The sequence below is a fragment of the Bradyrhizobium sp. AZCC 1719 genome (assembly GCF_036924525.1).
Lineage (GTDB): Bacteria > Pseudomonadota > Alphaproteobacteria > Rhizobiales > Xanthobacteraceae > Bradyrhizobium.
Genome location: NZ_JAZHRU010000001.1, coordinates 3604393 through 3624398, shown reverse-complemented (window position 1 = coordinate 3624398; position 20006 = coordinate 3604393). Strand labels below are relative to the sequence as shown.

General features: G+C 61.5%; 13 protein-coding genes. 2 read left to right on the top strand and 11 right to left on the bottom strand.

Annotation, left to right across the window (positions count from 1 at the left end):
- Window positions 1–9: 9 nt before the first annotated feature.
- From V1292_RS16950 to V1292_RS16910, 9 genes are all read right to left on the bottom strand, one after another.
- Window positions 10–690 carry an endonuclease/exonuclease/phosphatase family protein gene (locus V1292_RS16950; RefSeq protein WP_334373867.1) on the bottom strand — a complete coding sequence of 227 codons (681 nt, stop codon included), beginning with the start codon at window positions 688–690 and terminating at the stop codon, window positions 10–12.
- Window positions 690–2807, bottom strand: coding sequence for a VTT domain-containing protein (locus V1292_RS16945; RefSeq protein WP_334373866.1), 2118 nt, complete (start codon window positions 2805–2807; stop codon window positions 690–692). Before V1292_RS16945 ends, V1292_RS16950 begins: the two co-directional genes overlap by 1 nt.
- A gap of 146 nt (window positions 2808–2953) precedes the next feature.
- The gene (locus V1292_RS16940) at window positions 2954–3166 is read right to left on the bottom strand and encodes a hypothetical protein (RefSeq protein WP_334373865.1); all 213 of its coding nucleotides are present in this window, start codon (window positions 3164–3166) and stop codon (window positions 2954–2956) included.
- 290 nt (window positions 3167–3456) lie between these two features.
- Window positions 3457–5019 carry a GNAT family N-acetyltransferase gene (locus tag V1292_RS16935; protein WP_334373864.1) on the bottom strand — a complete coding sequence of 521 codons (1563 nt, stop codon included), beginning with the start codon at window positions 5017–5019 and terminating at the stop codon, window positions 3457–3459.
- A 44-nt stretch (window positions 5020–5063) separates the two neighbouring features.
- A complete protein-coding gene (locus tag V1292_RS16930; protein WP_334373863.1) occupies window positions 5064–6428 on the bottom strand; it encodes an HlyD family type I secretion periplasmic adaptor subunit in 1365 nt (454 codons plus the stop codon).
- 36 nt (window positions 6429–6464) lie between these two features.
- Complete coding sequence (locus V1292_RS16925) at window positions 6465–8495, bottom strand: type I secretion system permease/ATPase (protein WP_334373862.1); 2031 nt, start codon at window positions 8493–8495, stop codon at window positions 6465–6467.
- Window positions 8496–8609: 114 nt separating this feature from the next.
- The gene (locus tag V1292_RS16920) at window positions 8610–10544 is read right to left on the bottom strand and encodes a hypothetical protein (RefSeq protein WP_334373861.1); all 1935 of its coding nucleotides are present in this window, start codon (window positions 10542–10544) and stop codon (window positions 8610–8612) included.
- Window positions 10545–10685: 141 nt separating this feature from the next.
- Entirely contained in the window at window positions 10686–11516 is an 831-nt protein-coding gene (locus tag V1292_RS16915) for a hypothetical protein (protein WP_334373860.1), read from the bottom strand.
- A gap of 303 nt (window positions 11517–11819) precedes the next feature.
- Entirely contained in the window at window positions 11820–12407 is a 588-nt protein-coding gene (locus V1292_RS16910) for a hypothetical protein (protein WP_334373859.1), read from the bottom strand.
- A gap of 355 nt (window positions 12408–12762) precedes the next feature.
- Here V1292_RS16910 and V1292_RS16905 point away from each other — a divergent pair, with 355 nt between their 5' ends.
- Window positions 12763–13596 (top strand): response regulator transcription factor, encoded by an 834-nt coding sequence (locus tag V1292_RS16905; protein ID WP_334373858.1) that lies wholly within the window; start codon window positions 12763–12765, stop codon window positions 13594–13596.
- Window positions 13597–14162: 566 nt separating this feature from the next.
- Window positions 14163–15359, top strand: a complete 1197-nt coding sequence (locus V1292_RS16900) for an acetyl-CoA C-acyltransferase (protein ID WP_334373857.1) — start codon at window positions 14163–14165, stop codon at window positions 15357–15359.
- A gap of 111 nt (window positions 15360–15470) precedes the next feature.
- On the opposite strand, the gene V1292_RS16895 is transcribed toward V1292_RS16900, so the two are convergent.
- Both V1292_RS16895 and V1292_RS16890 read right to left on the bottom strand, forming a co-directional pair.
- Window positions 15471–18686: an ATP-binding protein gene (locus V1292_RS16895; RefSeq protein WP_334373855.1), complete on the bottom strand. Its 3216-nt coding sequence runs from the start codon at window positions 18684–18686 to the stop codon at window positions 15471–15473.
- On the bottom strand, window positions 18683–19894 hold the full coding sequence (locus V1292_RS16890) for a hypothetical protein (RefSeq protein ID WP_334373854.1): 1212 nt from the start codon (window positions 19892–19894) through the stop codon (window positions 18683–18685). The genes V1292_RS16895 and V1292_RS16890 overlap by 4 nt, the downstream gene beginning before the upstream one ends.
- Between the last annotated feature and the right edge of the window lie 112 nt (window positions 19895–20006).

The following is a 20006-nucleotide window of genomic DNA, read 5'->3' as shown; positions in this document are numbered from 1 at the left end:
TGCGGACCTCTATTCCGGAAACGCAACATCCGCGATGACGGGAAGATGGTCCGAAAAGGTGCGCGCCTTGCGATCGGTCCAGGCCGAACGGATCACGAGATCGGGCGAGGCGTAGATTCGGTCGAGCCGCATCATCGGCAAGCGCGCCGGAAACGTCCTCAGCCGCGTTCGGACCGGGCAAATCCGCGCCAGCACGCCCCGCACCGATTTCACCCAGAACCAGTCATTGAAATCGCCGAGCACGAGCGTCCGCGTCGGCTGCACCAACTCGGCCAGGGCATGCGCCTGGGCGTGCCTTTCATGGATGCTCAGGCCGAGATGCGTGGCAATGACCCTTATCTCGCCATGATCAGACAAAATGCGCGCGGTAATGGCTCTCCGGGGCTCCCGCTCCTGATACGAGACGTCGGAAATTCTCGGCGGCTCGGCGAACGGCCAGCGGCTCAACAGCACCTGTCCGTAGTCGCCGTCCTCGGTGACGATCGATCGCGCGTCGACGCTGTGATCGGCGACGGCTTTCGCCAGAAGGGCAAAGGGATCGTCGGTTCTTCCGCGCGAATCGACCTCCTGCAAGGCCACGATATCAGGCGACCACTGGCGAATGACGGAACAGACGCCATCCAGATCGAACCCGGGATTGAGGTGGAAGATGCCGTGAACGTTCCACGTCATGATGCGAATCGTAGCCATCACGTTCTTCGTCCCGCCAGCCAAGTCACCAGGAACTGCACGCCAAGGCACAGCGCGATCCAGGCGAGGATCGCCAGCGCCAGCAGCAGCACATTGATCCAGGAGGCGTTTCGCGCCAGATCCGCGATCTGCGCGCCGAGCGCGGCCATGACAGCGATTCCCGGCGCCATGCCGAGCACGGTGCCGAGCATAAAATCGCGCAGGCTCAATTTACTGGCGCCCGCCACCACGTTCACGATCGAGAACGGGGCGATCGGCACCATCCGGATCATGGCGACCGCCATAACCCCCTTGCCGATGATGCTGCTTTGAACCCGCGCGGCCCGGCGCCCGAGCAGCCGCTGCAAGCGCGCCTGGCCCAGCACGCGCCCGATCGAGAACAGCGTGAGCGCGCTGAGCAGCACGCCGGCGCTTGCGCTCAGGAAACCCATCCACGGCCCCAGCGCCGCAGAGGTCGCGGCGATCAGTACCAGCACCGGAAAAACCACTAGCCCGCCGACGACGAAGGCGGCAATCGCAAATAGCGGCGCGAATTGCGACCGCGCCGGTTGCGAGATGATCGAGGAGACGAAGCCGACATCGGCGAAATCGCGCAGCGATGTGTACTGCCAGGCCAGCGCCAGGCCGGCGAGCGCCGCAGCGAGGCCGGATACGGCCAAAATGGTTTTTGCCGTCCACATGCGATTGGCGGCGCGGTCGAGGTGAAGCGGTTCCCTGGGATCGGCGACGGGCTGCACCATGACCGCCACGCCGCCGACCGACGCGGCCGGATCGATCGGCTGCAACGATTTCGGGCCGTCGTCCTCCGCCAGGCGGTCGAGAAATCCGAATAGGTCGGCTTCGTGGCGTTCGATTTCGCGTTCATCGACGCCGCAGAAATGCCCGATCAGACTACGGCGAAGCCAGGCGATATATTCACAATGCGCGTCGGAAGTCGCCTCGAAGGCCAGGTCGCATTCCGTGTCCGCCCCCATCGAGCGATTGTTGAGGTTGGCCGATCCCACGCGCAGGATGCGATCGTCGATGATCATCACCTTGCTGTGCACCATGACCGCGGCCGCCTGCCCGGCATCCCGCGTCGATGGATAGACGAAGCGGACCCGGTCCATGACGCCTGCCGACACAAACTGGGCGATAAATCCGCCGCGCCCGCTCTGCATGGCCTGCGATTCGAACCAGGACGAATGCATCTTCGGCATGACGAGCAGGACGCGAAGCTGCGGCACGTCCAGCAACCGCTGCGCCAGGAGGCGCGCGATGTCGGTGGCGCTGGTGAACTGGTTTTCGATATAGATCAAGCGGTCGGCCGCGTTGATGGAGGCTTCGAACAGCCGCGCGACTTCGTTCACGCCGCCACCGCGCGCGGTGGCTATCTCGGTCCGGGCGATGCCCACCGTCATTCCCCGGCACTGCACCGGGACCGAGGCCGGCCAGCGCTCGCCCTTGGTCGCTGCGGGTCTTTCGACCGTGCAGCCGGCGGCGTGCCACCTGTTCTCCGCCAATTCCGTCAGGCTGGCCGCAGCTTCGCCATCCACCATGCACTGCACGTCGTGAAACGGCAGATAGGGTTTGCCGTCGGGATCGGTACGAAGCGGATGACGCGTCTCATGCGCGCTGGTGTCCCAGCGCCGGATCGTCAGATCGAGACCGCCGGCGAAGCCAAGCGCACCGTCAATGACGACGATCTTCTGATGCTGCGCTGAGCCTAAGGGAAGGCTGGAGTCGAAACAAAAGCGCAGCCGGTCCGACGCGTGCGCGGTGAACTTGGCGGCCGAATTCCATTCCCGCTCCGCGGCATAGAGGGCCGGGAAATTCCAGTTCAGGATGTTGATCCGCAGATCGGGCTTCGTCTTCAGCAGCGCTTTCAGAAACGCACCGAGCTCTTGCGGATAGCCGTCGTCGGCGTACCCGGAAGGCCCGACAAACCGGGTCTGGCTGTGGATGTCCCAGCCGATGATGTACACCTGCCGCGTTGCGAGCAGTAGCGCTTCCCGCAAAGCGGCGAAATATGCGGCGGCATCATTGAGGATCGTCAGCCGCCCTGCCTTGCACCTTCTCCAGACGGTTTCGCCAGGAATGAGGATGGATGAGCTTTGCAGCAGACGGCACCTCGGCAACAGAATGAGAAAACCCGCTCGGGATCACGAACGAATGTTCGCCCGACGCCAATCCAACGATCTGCGGGCGCCACAGTTCCAGCCAGGCGGAACTTGCCGCCTTCCCTCCGCCTTCGGCGCGTCGTTGAATCACCGGACACACACATCTAGCGGTGAGATCCGGGGGGCGAAGCGTTCCGGCCCGGGCGGGAGACACTTTCTTCCTCAACCACCGGTTCGACGTAGGTGCTGTGCAGCGAGATCGGCGACTTGAAACCGTCGAACATGATGCGGACGGTGCTGCGATAGCGACCGGAGCCGATGACCACCCCTTCCCGGCCGGCGAACTTTGGGCATCGCACCGCTCCGAGTGCGCTCATCCTGACGCGTGTCCGTTCAGGTAACGCAGTCCGGTGATCGGGTGGCTGTTTAGGCAATCGCATCCTTGGGGCCGAGCGCCTTCGCCGGTTCATCTATGCGCCGGAGAGGAAATACGTTCGGTCTCGAATGCATGGCGAGAAATCCACCGGCGCACCATGCGATTGACGAACGGTGGCGTCCCGGACGTCATCACGGCCGTCAGCCAACGACCGACCTTTATTGTCATCGCGAGCATGCTGTCCTCCTCCCCACCGCGCGCTGCCAACGGGACAGTTCAGACAGTTCTGCCCTACGCCGAGATGGAGTTTTCGCGCGCAGCCTGCCGGTTCGGGATGCTTCGCCAATCGCGCCACTTCCTCACCGACGGTCCACTCGCCGGTTCGATCGCGGCCAACAGCGCGGCGTTGACTTCCGCCAACCGCCCGAGCTTCGACATGCATCTGGCGACCGCGACGAACCCGTCCGGCGAATCCGGCTGCAGCCGCATGAACTCGAGATGCTGACGCAGCGCCTCCTCATGCTGACCGAGGCTTTCGCAGACCTGGCCCAGGCACTGCCATGCCTTGGCCGCATCGGGGCGAACCGTGGTCAAGGTTCGGAACAGCCGCTTGGCGGCGGTGAAGTCACTCCTGGCCGCCAATAATTGGCCGAGCCGATGCAACGCGTCGGCGTGTTTCGGCTGCACGTCCAAAATCCGGCGGTAGCCCATCTCGGCGTCGGCAGCCTTCCCCTTCCGGTGAAGTTCAGTCGCCTGTTGCAGGACGTCAGGGATGCTCCTGCGGTCGATCCCGCCGCCGAGATCCCTGCCGTTCCTGCTCTCCAGAACGGTGCCGAGGATCTTGCGCTCCGCGCAGCCGAACGAATATTTGTACGGTTCGTTTCCACGCAGGAAGTCGTATTCGGCATAGCCAAGCTCGATCGCGTGGCGAATGCTGAAGGCATGCAGGATCACGCCCGGCGGCGGTCCATCGAACGTCTCGTCGCGTCCGGTCATGTAGAACGAGAAGGTGCGCTTGCGCGGATCCACCAGCGTGGCCAGCGCCGCGACGGCTCGGTCGCCGTGCCAGAACGTCGGCAGGTACACCAGACCAGATTCAAAACTTCGCGTCAGCATGACGCCGTTCGACTGAACCAGGCTATCGACACGATCTCCCTTCCGAGGCCGCCACTTTGTCTCCCAGAATCCCAGCAGGGTCTTGAGATCCTGCGCGAACGTCTCGGGCGTGGCAACGGTTATTCGATATTCACCCTTCGCGTCGACCTGCTTCAGGAGACGCCGGATTTTCTGCCTGGTATTGGGGCTCAACGATTCGAGATAGGCATCCCAGCTCTTCGGCAGCGTGACATACGGGCACAGACCGTTATCGATACCGTCGACCTTGTTGATCCTGTTGAGCTCCGTGTAGCGAAAGCCGGCTTTCGGAAAGCAGGCCAGCAGCAACCGCACGCGCCGCTCCGACATCCGCAGATTGTCCAGGTTGAGGCGCGTCCAGTTCATCTGCCTGACGTAGCGGGCAAAAGCGGGAATGACCTTGTTCTCCATCTCGGGCCTGCAAATCAAGCCGGTGTAGTCGGCAGCGAAATTACCTGCCATCCGCATGTCGCAGACGATGTCGGATTTCTCGATCTTGGTCTGCAGCCGCAAGGGAAAGAACGCCACGTAAGGCAGATCGGCGGCGTCACCGGCCTTCGCTGCCAGGATGAACCATGGTCCCGGGATGCAGGACAACCAGCCTTTGAGCCATTTCCATGACAGGAATATCTGCGCTTCGTCGTCCGCGTCGTAGACGGCGTTCCAGTTGTCCTCGAGTTTCGCCAGCGAGGGCAAGGTTTCGATGATGTCGATATGCACGGCGGACGCCTTTCCAAGGTGCGTGTTGAGTTCCTGTCGTGTGCCTAGCGCTCCCGGAATGCGCGCATAAAGCTGTCGTAGATGGGCCTCATGAGGTACTGGAAGAACGTGCGCTCCGCCGTCTTGATGTAGACCTCGGCGGGCATGCCCGGCGTCGGACTGAAGCCCGGAAGATTCCGGCTCTCTTCGCTGTTGAGCCTGACGCGGACGAGATAGATGTCGGTCGGCCCGACCTGCTGGGACTTCTTTTCGTCAGCGAGCGTATCGGCCGACAGGTACACGACGTCGCCGGAGACCATCGGCGTGATGCGCTGGTTCAGCGCCGTCAGCCGCACCATCGCGGCCTGTCCGTGCTTGACGCTGTCGATGTCCTGCGGCCGCAATCGCGCCTCGATGATGAGTTCGTCCTTCACCGGCAACAGCTCCATGATGTTCTTGCCGGCCTCGACCACCCCGCCCCGCGTGTGATAGCGCAGCTTGACAACGACGCCACTCACCGGGGCCGTGACGCGAACCCGGTCGAGTACGCCCTTGGCGGACAGCATCCGCTCGCGGACGTCGGCGAGCTCGCCGCGGACCTCGTGCATCTGTTCGACCGCGGTCTTGATCGCGGTCTTGCGCACGCCGTTGATCTGCTCGAGCGCGCGGGCGATGCGTTCCTTGGCATCGCCGATGTCGCCCATGATGCGGCCGACCTCGCCTTCCAGATTGGCCTTCGACCGCTGCAGCACCATCAGTTCCGGCTTGCGCACCAGTCCGGCTTGCACCAGGCGGTCCTTGGTCACGATCTCCTCATCGAGCAGGACGATCTGGCGCTTGACCGCGTCCAGTTGCACCCGCGATCCCCGGATCCGCTCCTCCAGAGCGTTAATGCTCTCCTGGATACTCTTGACGTCGCTATTGAGGTTGTTACGGCGCGCCGCAAACGTCATCTGCTGGCTGTCGACGATTTCCTTCGCCTCGGGCGACTTGTCCAGCCAAGCGACGATCTCCGGCGGAAGCGTGATATCCGCCTCCTCCCTCATCTCGGCCTGCAGCCTTGCATCCATGGCCGACAGGCGGATGCGGCGCAGGAACAGCCGCTGCAACTCAGCGCGTGCCGCCGTGTCATCGAGTTCGAGCAGTATTTGTCCAGCCTCCACCTTGTCGCCTTCGCGCACGAAGATCTCACGGATCACGCCGCCCTCGAGGTGCTGGACGATCTTGTTCTGTCCGGTAACGACGAACACGCCCGACGCGACCACCGCGCCGGCGATCGGCGCCGTGTTGCCCCAGACGCCGAACCCCATCAGCACCACGGCCATGATCAGCGCGCCGGCAACCGTCGGAAATTTGGTCGATCGCGGCAGCGAATCGTACCAGGTGCCTTGTGATACTGCGGAGCGGTCCGCAATTTTCCTGCTGGCCATCGCGTAACCTCGTTGCTGTCAAACCGGCTGACGTCCCTATGAATTCAACGCAGGAGGGGGATCGCCGTTGGGGAGATTGTTCGGCTTGCGCCCGGTGATCATGGGGATGATCTCGTCGCGGCTTCCGAACGCCTGCACCGCGCCCTGATGCAGGATCATGATCTTGTCGACGCTCATCAGCAGCGCCGCGCGCTGCGTGATCGTCACTACCGTGATCTGCTTTTCCTTGGCGCGCAGCAGCGACTTGGCGAGCGCCCGCTCGCCATTCGCGTCCAGATTCGAATTCGGCTCATCGAGCACGAGCAGGCGCGGGTTGCCATAGAACGCGCGCGCCAGCCCGATGCGCTGCCGCTGGCCACCCGACAGCGGACTGCCGTCCATGCCGACGATGGTCTCGTAGCCCTGGGCGAAGCTCGAGATCAGTTCGTGCACGTCGGCGGCCTCGGCCGCGTCGAACACATCCTCGTCGCGGGCGTCTTCGCGCATCCGGCCGATATTGGCCTTGATGGATGCAGGGAACAGTTGCACATCCTGCGGCAGGTAGCCGACGCTCTCGCCGAACTGGCGCGGATCCCAGTTACGCAGATCCATCATGTCCAGCCTTACGCTGCCGGCGGTTGGAATGATGGATCCGACCAGCATGCGGGCCAGCATGGTTTTGCCGGTACCGGAGTCTCCGACAATGGCAAGGGACTCTCCAGGCTTCAGTTGAAAGCTGATCCCGTTCAGGATCACCTTCTTGTTCGGCGGCGGCACGTAGAGAATGCGCTCGACGCTGAGGTACCCTGCCGGACGCGGCAGCCGAAGCCGCTCCAGGTTGAGCGGCGAGTTCAGCAGCAGGGATTTGATGCGGGCATAGGCTGAACGCGCTTGCACGAAGTTGCGCCAGCCTTCGATAGTCCCCTCCAGCGGCGCCAGCGCGCGGCTCGCCACGATCGAGGCAGCGATCACCATGCCGCTGGTGATCTGGTTTTCCAGCGACAGCCAGGCTCCCCAGCCGAGGATCGCGATCTGGGTGCACAGCCGCAGGAATTTCGACACGCCCGTCATCAGGATGTTGAGGTCCTGTCCGATCACCTGCGCCTTAAGGGACTCCACGGTTTCGCGGCCCCACACCTGCACGCCTTCGGGAATCATGCCCATGGCGTTGATGACCTGGGCATTGCGGGCCATCGATTCCGCCTGCAGGTTTGCCCTGGCGCCGTAGTTGTTGGCCTGATTGAACGGCATCGCGGTGACCCGCTGGTTCAACAGCGCCACAATGACCAGCGCGACGCCTGCGCCCAGTACGATGAATCCGAGCTGCGGATGGATCAGGAACACGACGGCGAAATAGACCGGCGACACCGGCGTATCGAACATCGTCAGCAATACCGGGCCGGTAATGAACGCGCGCAAATGCTGGAGGTCCGCCAAGGTCTGGAATTCGCGGCTGGATCCGCTCTGCGCGGCCTTGGCGGCGGCGCTCAAGACCGGTCCACCCAATCGGGCCTCGGTCTCCACCGCAACCCGCATCAGGATGACGCGGCGCATCATATCCATGAGCACATGCGCTGCGATCGCGACGACCACGATGATGGTCAGCATCACCAACGTGTCCGTGCTGCGGCTGGTCATCACGCGATCGGACATGTTGAACAGGTAGATCGGAATCGCCAGCACCAGCAGGTTGACCGCGATCGAGAATATCCCCACGGTCACCAGGTTGCGGCGGGCACTCGCAAGGCCCTTGCCGAGTACGTCGCGAAATTCATTGTCGCCGGAACGCTTTTGGAGCCGCGGCGTGCCGCCACCGCCTCCGCCACCGCCACCACCGCCGGAGGAGCCGCCACCGTCCCTGTCGCCGCCACGCTGCAGCGGGGGTGCAGGAGTCTGCTGCTCGATCACGACGGTGGATCCCGGCGCCGGGGTCTTGGCTTCCTCCCGCAGGGATGGCTCGACTGCCGGCGGGTCCGCGACTCTGGCTTCGGCCGGAGATGCCTTCTCGCGCGCAGATTCGACCGGCGGATACTTGGGATGCGGAGTGGGCTCATCAAACCAGGGGCGAAGCGGAACTATCTTTGCCATATGCGGCGTTGATTCGTCATACTCCCTCAAGCGCCAACTCCCGCCTGGACGATCATCCCAACCCCACATTTGGAAACTCCGTTACTTCCAATAATCAAAACATCCTGCTTGTCGCTAATGCAGCACGCTCGCCATCGGATCTGCCTGCACCGAATTGGTAACGACAGCCGGGCTCGCGTTTGTCTGGTCCTGGGTGTCGTCGACGAACGCGATAAGTTCAGTCACCAGGGTATCGGTATCGCCATTGACCGCATCATCCTGATCCACCGGCAGCAGGTTGGCCTGCACCAGAATGGAATCGGTGTAGATATGGCCGTCGACGTAAATGACGTCGGGATTGACATCGACAATCGCAGCGTCGTTGGCGAGTTCATTTCCGCCGGTGGTAGCCGACTGCGTTACGCCCCCGTCGGCTTCAAGCGCCATCAGATCGGCCGACGGCTCGTTTTGCAGTTGATACAGCACGTTGATGTCGGAGGTGATGTTGGTCTGCCAAACCGCATTGATGTCGTAATAGTCTCCCTTGACGTAGAGCACGCGCAGAGGGCCGCCATTGCCGGCGATGAGACTGCCCAGCTCAGGATCAATCGACGTTACGCCGGCGGCCAGCAGATCCAGGATCTGCTGGAGCCCTGGGGTCAGTACGTCGAAGGTGTCGCCGCCATAATTCTCGATAGCTCCCTCGTTCAACAGTTTGTTGTGACCTGAGCTCACCGATTGAGATGGATCGGCGCCATCGGCCGACATCACGATATTGTCGTTGTTCAACAAGATGTTGTTCTGAAAGATCACGTTCATGCCGTGATAGGCGCCCTCGATGATGATCAGGTCGTATTGAATGTCACCATCAAAAATCTGAGCCAGATTGCCGAGCTGATTGTGGCCACCGACGAGGTTGTAGTGGCCTTCGCTGCTGACCTGCGTTGCCACATCGTTGTCGGAGAGATAGTTGGTTTGGGTCACCGCATTGACGCTATAGTAGTCGCCGTCGACCACATCGACGATCCAGTTCGGCCCCGCCCAGTAGGACGGGAGGTCGGCGTAGATGCTGGGGTTCTGGACGAAATTGGCGATGTTGGTCGCGACATTGCCTTCGCTGGTCACCGATGGCGTGCCCTCCCCGCCCGACACGCTGACCTGATCGTTGTCGATGGTCGTGTTGGTCTGGAACATGGCATCGGTCTTGAAGTAGTCCCCCAACACCACCATGGTGCGGGCGCCCTCGCCAACATCGAGTAGCAGCGCCGCGTTGATGCTGTAGTTGCCGCCCATCGACGCCCATTGCCCGATGCCGTCGCCGGTGTCCGGCAACTCCTTCAGCTCGGCCGGCGGCCTCGGCTCCGTTGGCGGTTCCTGCAGTTCGCCGTTGACATAGTAACCGGCAGGCACGGAATTCTCGTCCGGCGTGCCGTCGCGGTCTGCCCATGCGGCGTCATGAGCTTTCAGGAAATCCGTCACGCCGGCATCGTTCTGCGGCATCTGCCAATCGGTGGGAACCTCGGCGTTGGCATTGGCCACCAACTGCTCGATGGTGGCCATCGCATTGCTGTTGAGGCTCATGATCAAGGGCTCGGCCGCAACCAGGAAATCCGCCGGCAGATTGAAGTCCTCGTCGTGCATGAAGTTGTACTGGTGGACCGTAAGCTGAATCTCCGCGCCGCCGTCCTCGTACTTCACCCTGATGTTAAGCTCGCTGCCGCCTCCGCCGCCACCACCGCCGCCCGCTGACGGGAGCACGATGTTCGGTTTCAGCGGCGTCGGAAAGAAATCGAAATCGGGGTCCTGCGGACCTTTGAGCAGCTTGAGCGGACGGCCGCGGATCAGATCCATCGGATCGTCGGCTATCAGTTCCGGCACCAGGCCGGCCGCGCTGTCCATATCCTCAGGCGCGTAGCGATGGTGGTAGTTCGGTCGCAGCGTCGTGTAGTCGCCGGAGGGACCGGGTGCGAGCGTCTCATCGTACTGGACGCGATCGCGGGCGATGTCCTCGAAGATCCGGAGATATCCTGCGAAATGGGAAATGATTTCGACGAAGCTCGCTGAGGCCATGGGAACCTCCCCTGTTGCCGTGAACCGTCAGGGTCGCACGACGGCCCCACAGTTTCTTGTCGGCAACTGCGGCGACTGAAATGAAATGATTTGCAAAGAAATGACCCGCGCGGCTAACGCCGCGCGGGTCGAACGCGAGAACTAAGCTGTATCGCTGTCGGTCAGATCGACACCGGCAGCCTGGATGGTAATGCTGTTGAACTGGATGTTGGCACCCTGCGTGATGTTCTGGTCGAATGCAGACTGGTTGATAGCTGCATCGGCGCTGGAAGAAACATCTGCACGCGCTCCAATATCGCCGGCGTCGATCCTGGACGTGCCGCCCTCGATCTTGGCATCCATTTCGAAACCAGAGCCCGGATAGCAATACGATCCGCCGCCGTTGTAGGTGGCGTTCGAGGTGTTGACGTCCTGATCGGCCAGGTTATTGACCTGATCGATGTTGAACTGGTTGCCGTCGTCCATCTTCTGGTTCACCACGTCGGGCATGACGATGGAATCGTGCGCCGTGAAGTGGTTCAGATCGATGACCGGGGTGCTCAGGCCGCTTGTGTCCACATCGACATCCACATCGACATCGACATCCACCTTGCTCTCGACGGTGTTTTCGATCTTGTTTTCGATGTTGTTGTCAATCTTATTGTCGACGTCATTGTCGACCTTGTTGTCGAGGTCGTTATCTACCTCGTTGTCGACCTCGTTCTTGTTCTCGTTGAAGTTCAGGTTACCGTTGGCGCTCCAGTTCTCGTTCTCATTCTTGTTGTCATTGTCGTTATCGTTCTCGTTGTCGCTCTTGGATTCAAGCGACTGTACCGCGACCTGGAATTGGCCCTGGCCCTGACCCTGGCCTTGACCCTGGCCCTGCAATTGAGCCTGGAGATTGGCCTGCGCCTGCAACTGATCTTGCTTCTGGTCCTGGTCTTGGTCCTGGTCTTGCTTCTGGTCCTGATCGTTGGGATCCCAAAAAGACATGACGTGCTCCTGTTGGTTTGGAGCATCGCGGGCGGAACGGAGAACGCTGATCTTCTAAGTCTGCGGTCTTCGAAGCGCGGCGGTGCTCTTTAACGTCGGTTTCTTCCGACCGCCGACACCCGCGTGATTGCGAATGCCAGCCCGGTCAGAATGCCGCCACATCTTCGACAACAACATGCACGCATTCGATCGCTGGCTGTATCTTGCGATATCAACCATCGGCACGATTGGCGCTCAGAACGAATGGATACCGGAGTGAACAGCGGCGGGACGAGACATGACCACCCGGCGTCGCCGGACCGCTTAAGCCGCGTCGCGCGGCACGCTTTGTGGCTTCACGCCGTGAACATGTGCTTCAAGGCGCGGTAGGAGATCCCAGATATCGCGATTGATCTTCGTCATTTCGTGGGTCGTCCGCACCATCTCTTGTAGACGGCTTTCGTCCAGCGCCTTGATCTCTCCGAACCTGAGGCTGGACTTTGTTTCCGCCAATCGCATCGACTGGGTATGGGTAATGGCGCCCGAAGCATCGAAGATGAACATGCAGTGATTCAATTCATTTCGAACCTTGGTGGATTCCGAAAAGCGCTCGATAAGTGCGGTCAGACTCTTGGCGAGCGCCTTGTCGGTTATTCTGATCTTGGCCAACCGCTGGATCAGATCGAGTCTCGCGCGAGTCGTATTCAGCGTCGCGAACACGACGGCAGCCGACGCTTCGTCCGTCCGCAACAGGATCATCAGTACGTAGATGAAGAGACTTTCGTTATTCGACCAGCTACAGATCAGGTTGCCCATCAGGGCGAGAACGAATGTGCGGCGATCTGCGGAAGCCGGAGCAGCGGCAGCCAGCACTTCGAAATCCGGCTTTGGGGGCAGCTTGCTGACAAACATCGTTTGGTTCCGTGCCGTGCGAGGCCGACAACGATACTATCGTACCTGCTTCGTCAGGGCAGGCGTACGTATCGAAAGATATATTAGCGAAGGTTGCGCGGTGCGGCTTTTTGCAATTGGGGAATGAAAAAGCACACTTTAATGACCGGATTTTGACGACATCCGGTCACATTTGGTCTCCTTGGCATCCCCCGCTAACGAGGGTAAAGTTTTTTTGAACAATTAAGATGCAGAGTGAACTAATTCATAGCGACTACGTGCGGTTCTGAAAGAGTCCATCAATATCATCAGTATTACATTCTGGGGGCGCGTTATGTCAGTCCCACCAAAGAAGACTGTGTTTATTGTAGACGCAATGGCCTTTCGACGAGCTCGAGCGGAGAGCTTCTTAAGTCCCTGGGCCAGCCACGAACAGGTCGAGCTGATTTCGCTCGATCCCGATGAGGCGCATACAAGACTTATCGAGCGGAGCGAATGCCAGATGCTGATTTACAGCGTCGGCGCCCCCTCCCCCCACGAGGTCTTCACCGAGATACAGGTGTTGCATACCCTTCGCCGGGAGGCGGCACTCGCCATCATCTCCGACGATGAACATCCCGCCACCGTTCTCGCCGCGATCCGTTGCGGAGCCCGGGGTTACTTCAGCAATTCCATGGCGCCCGAGCTTGCATTGCACGCCCTTTCATTCGTCCTCCATGGTGGCACCTACTTTCCAGCGACCGCCATCCTGGCCAGCCAGACCTTCAGCCCGCCGGCGCCTCTCGAATACAGACAACCGGACCTATCCCAGGAGCAAGCGCTTCCGGAGCCTGAACAACAGACGCAGGCGCCCCCTCTCGGGCCCGAGGACGGTCCTTACGACCAGCCAGGGTCCCTCTTCGACGGTAAGGCGGTAAGCGTGCAGCGCGACCATGGCCTAAACGGCGCACGGCACGCGCCCGAATTTACCGAGCGGCAGTACGCGGTGCTCGCTTGCCTCTGCCAAGGCGATCCCAACAAGGTGATCGGTCGCAAGCTCGGCATGACCGAAACAACCGTGAAAGTCCATGTCCGCGAAATCATGCGCAAGCTGGGCGTGAGCAACCGGACCCAAGTCGCGATCGCTGCGGCGCGTGTCTGCTTCGACAGTCCCGTCGAATTGATTACTCCGGATTCGCCCATAGCGGTCAGGTCATCCATATCTCACTAGCCATTGATTTTCGGCATTTGCGCCGGTTGCCATTGGGCCATCCTGGATCGGCGCTTCTGCGATCCGCACACAAGAAATCACTAGCAAAAGAGAAACGGCGCCCGGGCTGACTTCGGATGTGGGCCATGGGCGCATCATAGGCGCTCATCGAAGTTCAGTTTTCGGAGTGGATTGCATCGTCCCCCGCGGAAATGAAACAGGGAACCGGTCGCTGCCACAATGAGCGCGTTGGAGTAGATAACGGATCATTGGTGATAATCCTTACGATATAGGGAAACGAAAGATAGGGCGCTGGGGAGATCACCCCTCGTTTCCCTGCATCGCTCCTGCCGGAATTCGCGGCCAGAGCCTTTTCGGTTCCGATTGAATCAGAACCGGCTCTAGATCGTTGTTTTGACGCGTTTTCTTGACGCGAACCGGTGTCCACCCCGGATCAAGTCCGGGACAGGCTTTCGCTGGAAAACGCTCAGATCTAGCGCCTCGTTGCGGAAAGCGGCGGCATCCTATTGCAATGCCGCAATATATGATTATCGTCATATAACAGCGATCGAACAGGAGAACCCGCAATGGCCGCGAGCCCCGATCCCGTTGTCATCCTTTCCGCCGCCCGCACGCCGCTTGGCCGGTTCATGGGCGAGTTGTCCCCCTTCAGCGCGCACAGGCTCGGCGCTCACGTGATCGGCGCGGCGCTGGAACGAGCGAAACTCGCGCCGGAGCGGATCGAGGAGGTGTTCATGGGCAATGTGCTGCCGGCCGGACAGGGCCAGGCGCCGGCACGCCAGGCAGCACGCGGCGCGGGTCTGCCTGACGCCACCGGCGCCACCACGGTCAACAAGGTGTGCGGCTCCGGCATGAAGGCGACGATGCTGGCGCACGATATCATCAATGCCGGTTCGGCCTCGATCGTGCTGTCCGGCGGCATGGAGAGCATGTCGAACGCGCCCTATCTGTTGGCCAAGGCGCGCGGCGGCTATCGCGCCGGGCATGACCGGATCATCGATCACATGATGATGGATGGGCTGGAAGATGCCTACGAGACCGGCCGCTCGATGGGCGACTTCGGCGAGGCCACCGCGGAGGCCTATCAGTTCACCCGCAAGGACCAGGACGCCTACGCGATGGAGACCTTGACCCGCGCCCGCAAGGCGGTCGAGGGCGGCGCGTTCAGGGCCGAGATCGCGCCGATCACATTGGCTGAGAAAGCGGGTCCGCGTGTCGTCGCCAATGACGAGCATCCGCTCAAGGTGGATCCCGCCAAGATTCCCGGATTGAAGCCCGCGTTCCGCGCGGGCGGCACCATTACGCCGGCCGCCTCCTCCGCGAATGCCGATGGCGCCGCCGCACTGATTCTGGCCAAGCGCTCGCTCGCCGATCGCGACGGGTTGCCGGTGCTCGCCGAGATCAAGGGCCACGCCACCCACAGCCAGGAGCCGCAATGGTTCACCACCGCGCCGATCCCGGCAATCCGCAAGCTGCTCGACAAGGTCGGCTGGGCTGCCTCCGACGTCGACCTGTTCGAGATCAACGAAGCGTTCGCGGTGGTGGCGATGGCGGCGCAGAAGGATCTCGGCATTCCCGCCGAAAAGCTCAACGTCAATGGCGGCGCCTGCGCGCTCGGCCACCCGATCGGCGCCACCGGCGCGCGACTGATCGTGACGCTGCTGCATGCGCTGGAAGCGCGGAACCTAAAGCGCGGTGTCGCTGCGCTCTGCATCGGCGGCGGAGAAGCGACCGCGATCGCCGTCGAGCGCACCGTGCGCTGATCGGGCCGTCGGAAAGACTGCGAGCGGCGCGAAGGGTGTCGCTCGCCGTTTTCGGACCCCTTAAAGCTGCCAGGACGGCATGTCTCAAGCGGCTTGTCGCCGCACGCCTTGCTAGGCCAACGCTCTTATCAGGTCATCAGCCTCGCCCAGGTCGCGGGAAGTTTCCGCGGAGGCAAATTTCGCCTTGGTCGATATCAGCAGGTCTCGTGCCTCTGCGCATCCCGACGCGCTCTCGCCAGCGCAGATCAAACGTGCGATGCTGATCGCCGTACGCAATTCCCAACCGACCGCACCGAGCTTTCTGGCAGAGGTAAGCGAGCGTTTGAACAGGCGCATGGCCGCACGGTCGTCTCGCAAGGGTTCGCAACACAGCAGCGAGCCGTGAATCCGAAAAATCTCGGGAGCAGCCCAGCGTTCGCCGGTTTGCTTCATCAGGGATTCGGCCGAAGCAGCGAAGCTTCGAGCCTTTTCTATCTGCCCGATTCGTCCGAATTCAGCGGCGAGCAGAATTCGGTAGAGCGGCATCTGAATGCACCGGGCTGGTAGCTTGCCTAGCAACCCGCACAGTTGTTCGAGCACTTTCGGCGCAGGGCCACGCTCCGCTAGCGCAGCGGTTGCCCACAACGGACCGATGACCCGGTACATCGGATAGCCGTACTCATCAGCAACTTTCATGCCGCGCTCGACGCTGGCAAGGTTGGCCGCAAGGTCGCGCTCATACCAGTGATCGGAAACGCCAAGAATCGAGGCAAATGCCAGCATGAACGGATGCCCGATCTCATTCGCAAGCTGCCGCGCCGTCTCACAGCACTCTCTGGCCCGGCCGGGCCGACCCAACAGCCATTCGATGTGTCCGGAATAGACCAGCGAAACGATCATTGGATCATGCTGATAGAATTGGACCAGCTTGCCGTGCTCAAGACGATTGTAGCGGGCGCCGATCAGCGCCGCGAGCTCGCTCGCTTGCTCCAGACGGCCGAGAAAGAAATTGGCGATCACGGCAGCGGCGTACGCCATGAGGGCAGCCTCGTCATCGCGCCATTCCTCGGCCCGGCGGACGAAATCCTGCGCGTGTTCGAGGCCCTTGGTGAGCTCGCAGTTGACTAGCTTTGCTATGGTACTTCCCCACAGCACCGTCGCCTTCTCGCGGATGGTGCCATGGTTCGCGCAAAGTTTGAGTGCGCGACTGTAGGGGCCATAGACGTTCGGATCTGACCACCCTGCGTTGGCGGTGTACGCCATCGCCAAGTTGGATTGCAAGGCGATTTCAGCTTCGAAGCGCCGCGGTGAAGCGGGCAGCTTGGGTATGAGCGAGAGGCCTTCGCGAAGATGAGCCACGGCCTCCTTGGTGGCTGATCGGCGCAGCGCGGATTTGCCCGCTTGAAGCCAAGCCTCGACTGCCTCCTGAATATTGCCAGCACGCGCATAGTGATAGCCGAGCACGGCAGGCTGGCTGCTCTCTCCGATGGCTACCTCCTGAAGCAACCACGATGCGACTCGCGCATGAAGCTCGCGCCTTTCCTCTTTGAGCAGCGACGCGTAGGCGACTTCCTGTATCATCGCATGCTTGAACGTGAAGACCGCGCCTTGAGGCTCCTCGATACGATACACAATCCCGGCGTTCTCCAGCGCCCGCAACGCGTGTTTCAGCGTTTGGCCTTTACCTGGAAGTACGCTGGAAATGCCTTCATCATTGAATTTCCTTCCGAAGACGGAAGCGATCTGCGCGACGCGCTTGGCAGGACCGAGACGATCAAGACGCTCCATCAGTGAATCGTGAATACTTGCGGGCACCAGAGGTTCCGGCAACTTCCCGTTCAGGACCGGGCCGTCAGCAGCGCGCGGGACCGCTCCGGAATCGACGACGGCCCGCGTAAACTCCTCGACGAAGAGTGGTACGCCATCAGTTCTTTCCACGATCTGGCTGGTAATCCGGCGCGGAACGAAATCGCTGCCTGCGATGGCGGCGACCATCTGCTCGCATTCGTGCACCGGCAGTTTTTGGAGAGCGATCCGTCGAACTGCCGCGCCCGACAACCAGTCGGCCCGGTAGTCATCGCGATGCGTGATCAGGATCATGATCCGCTCGCCGGAACAGTGAGCTATCACGCGTACCAGCAGCTCGATACTGGTCGGATCAATCCACTGGACGTCCTCGACGATTGCGAGGATCGGTCGCTTGCGCGAGGCTGCGATGAGAACATCGATGAACACCTGAAGGGTACGCTCGCGCTCAAAGGGAGATCCGAGATCCGCGGGCTCGTATCCTGAGCAGGCGGGTATCGACAGGATCGCTCCGTAGTAACGAAGTGCGTGCTCGACATCGGGGATGGCTCTTGCCAAAAGCGATCGCAATTTTGCCAACGCGAGTTCAGCATCGTCGGCCTCCTGGATGCCGGCCGCGCGCGTAAGTCTCTCGATTTCAGGCGCAAGCGGCGTGTTGACGTGGAACGGCGAGCACTGCAGCGACAGAACATCACGCGGAGATGCATCGAGGGAACTGCGGAACTGGCGGATCAGGCGTGACTTGCCGATGCCGGGCTCGCCGGAAACGACGCCGGCCTGTCCCCAGCCCGCTATTGTCTGCTGCCACATCTCGGCAAGCAATGCGCTTTCGCTGGTTCGGTTTATCATCGGGGCAAGAGGCGACCTCTGCGCCCTGTCGAACCGGCTTTCGCTGGACGCTAGAGCATCTGCACGCCAGGCTTCGACCGGCTCCTCCACGCCCTTGAGCGATCGTCTGCCAAGCGGCGCGTAGCTGAACGTTCCGCGGGTCAGCTCGTAAGTGCTCGAACCGACCACGACACCATTCTCACCGGCGAGCCCTTGCAGGCGAGCAGCGACATGTGCCGAGCTGCCGAACACTTCCCGCCGATTGGGGGGCTCGCCGGGCACGCTGCCGACGACGACCACCCCGGTGTTGACCCCGATGCGTACGCCCAGGCGGACGAAGCTGCCATCCGACAGCAGAAACTTCTGCTCCTTTATCGCTGCGGCGACCGCCAGGGAGGCGCGGACCGCGCGCTCGGGATCATTTTCATGGGCTTGCGGGACGCCGAAAAATGCGAGCAACCCGTCACCGATCATTCTGGCGATGTGACCGCCGTAGCGGCGAATCTGCTCGTCGCAGATATCGCGGTAGGTTCTGATGACCGCGAAAAACTCTTCGGGATCGATCCGCTCGCTGAGGGGCGTCGATCCGACGATGTCGATAAATACAACGGTAAGCTGCCGGCGTTCGGCGTGCAGAGCTTCGTTCTCGGCATTCGGCGGCGCCCGCAGCACCTGAAGTCCGTCCGACCGATCGGGCCTCAACTGGCTGCTCATGACGCCACCATGTTCAGTTTCCGTCGCACCTGCCGCGAGGCAAGATAGACCGCGAGGCGCATCCGGTTGACGCTGCCGAGCGGCCTGTGCTCGGGCAGGCAATTCCAGGGATTGAACACCATGTGCTCGCAGTCGTACAGCTGATCTTGCGCCAGAAAGCTCTGCTTGGGAATGACAATCCTAGCCAATCGCACGACTTCGTCTTGAGGGCGGGTCCACCACCGCGAGGCATCCTCGACGTCATCCGGCGTGGCGGCGTGCCGTATCCGTATGGAGAAATCGAGCACGACGGCATGATCGCCGGGTCGATGCGTATGCGGATCCAGATCCCTCACAAGCGCATCCTGGAGAAAGCTTTGCGACCGGGTCCAAAGCGCAAACATTCTCCATCCGGCGCCGCCATTTTGGCGACCGGGAGGGCCGACCAAATAACGCACGACCTTGTGCTCGCCGAACAAAAACGGCGACATGCTGTGATAGGTGGCAGTCAGCGGATTGCGGATGGTCAGCAGACCCTCCACCGCAGTGCGCACGAATAGGTAAAACTGGCGCGGACACCGGACGACGAACTCGAGCCATCGCAGCCCCTTGCCGAGTTTTTCGCGCCAGGTTGCATGTGGTGCACTCACCGCGTTCATCAACAGCGTATAGTCGATCACGTTCTTACAGAAGAAGATCGGAAAACTGCTGAGCGCGAAATCATGTTCGCCGGCGGGCGCCTTGTCGGGCGCCAACGTGCGAAGAATAGTATCTCTGCCGACCTCGTGAAGCTTGATGGACAAGCCACGCGCGTCGATCCTCCGGTCGCTGCCCGCCGTGCCGCGGCCGTTGGAAAACCGGACCATGGCCGGATAGCGGGCGCCCGGACGAAACAGATCCGTCGTAAACTCGGCAGGAAGATCGTCGCGAACGATGAATTCCGCCTTCACGCATCCATGCGTTTTGGCATGCTGATCGCGCATCGCAGGGACGGAGCAATCCGAGACCTTCATCTCGCAGTAGTTGGTAATCACCGCTTCTGCGGCGATCCGCGCCATGCTCCGGATCATGGATGCCTCGCCAGGCACGGCACGCTCAAGCTCATGCAACGGCATTGGCCGGTCCGGCGGCAGCTCCAGCGCATTCACAATCTGCCGATATCGCGCCGGCGTCGCGGACGATGTCCGCGCGTCGCCCGCTCGCGCCGGGCGCACGATCGCCAGCAGCATCTGCCCGAATTCTGCCAAGCGGCGCAGCGCGTGAAAGCCGAGGCTGACCGGCTGATCTCCGAAGAGGCGCACCATGAACCGCTTCCCGCTCGCGCGAGCGTCGAACTGCCGA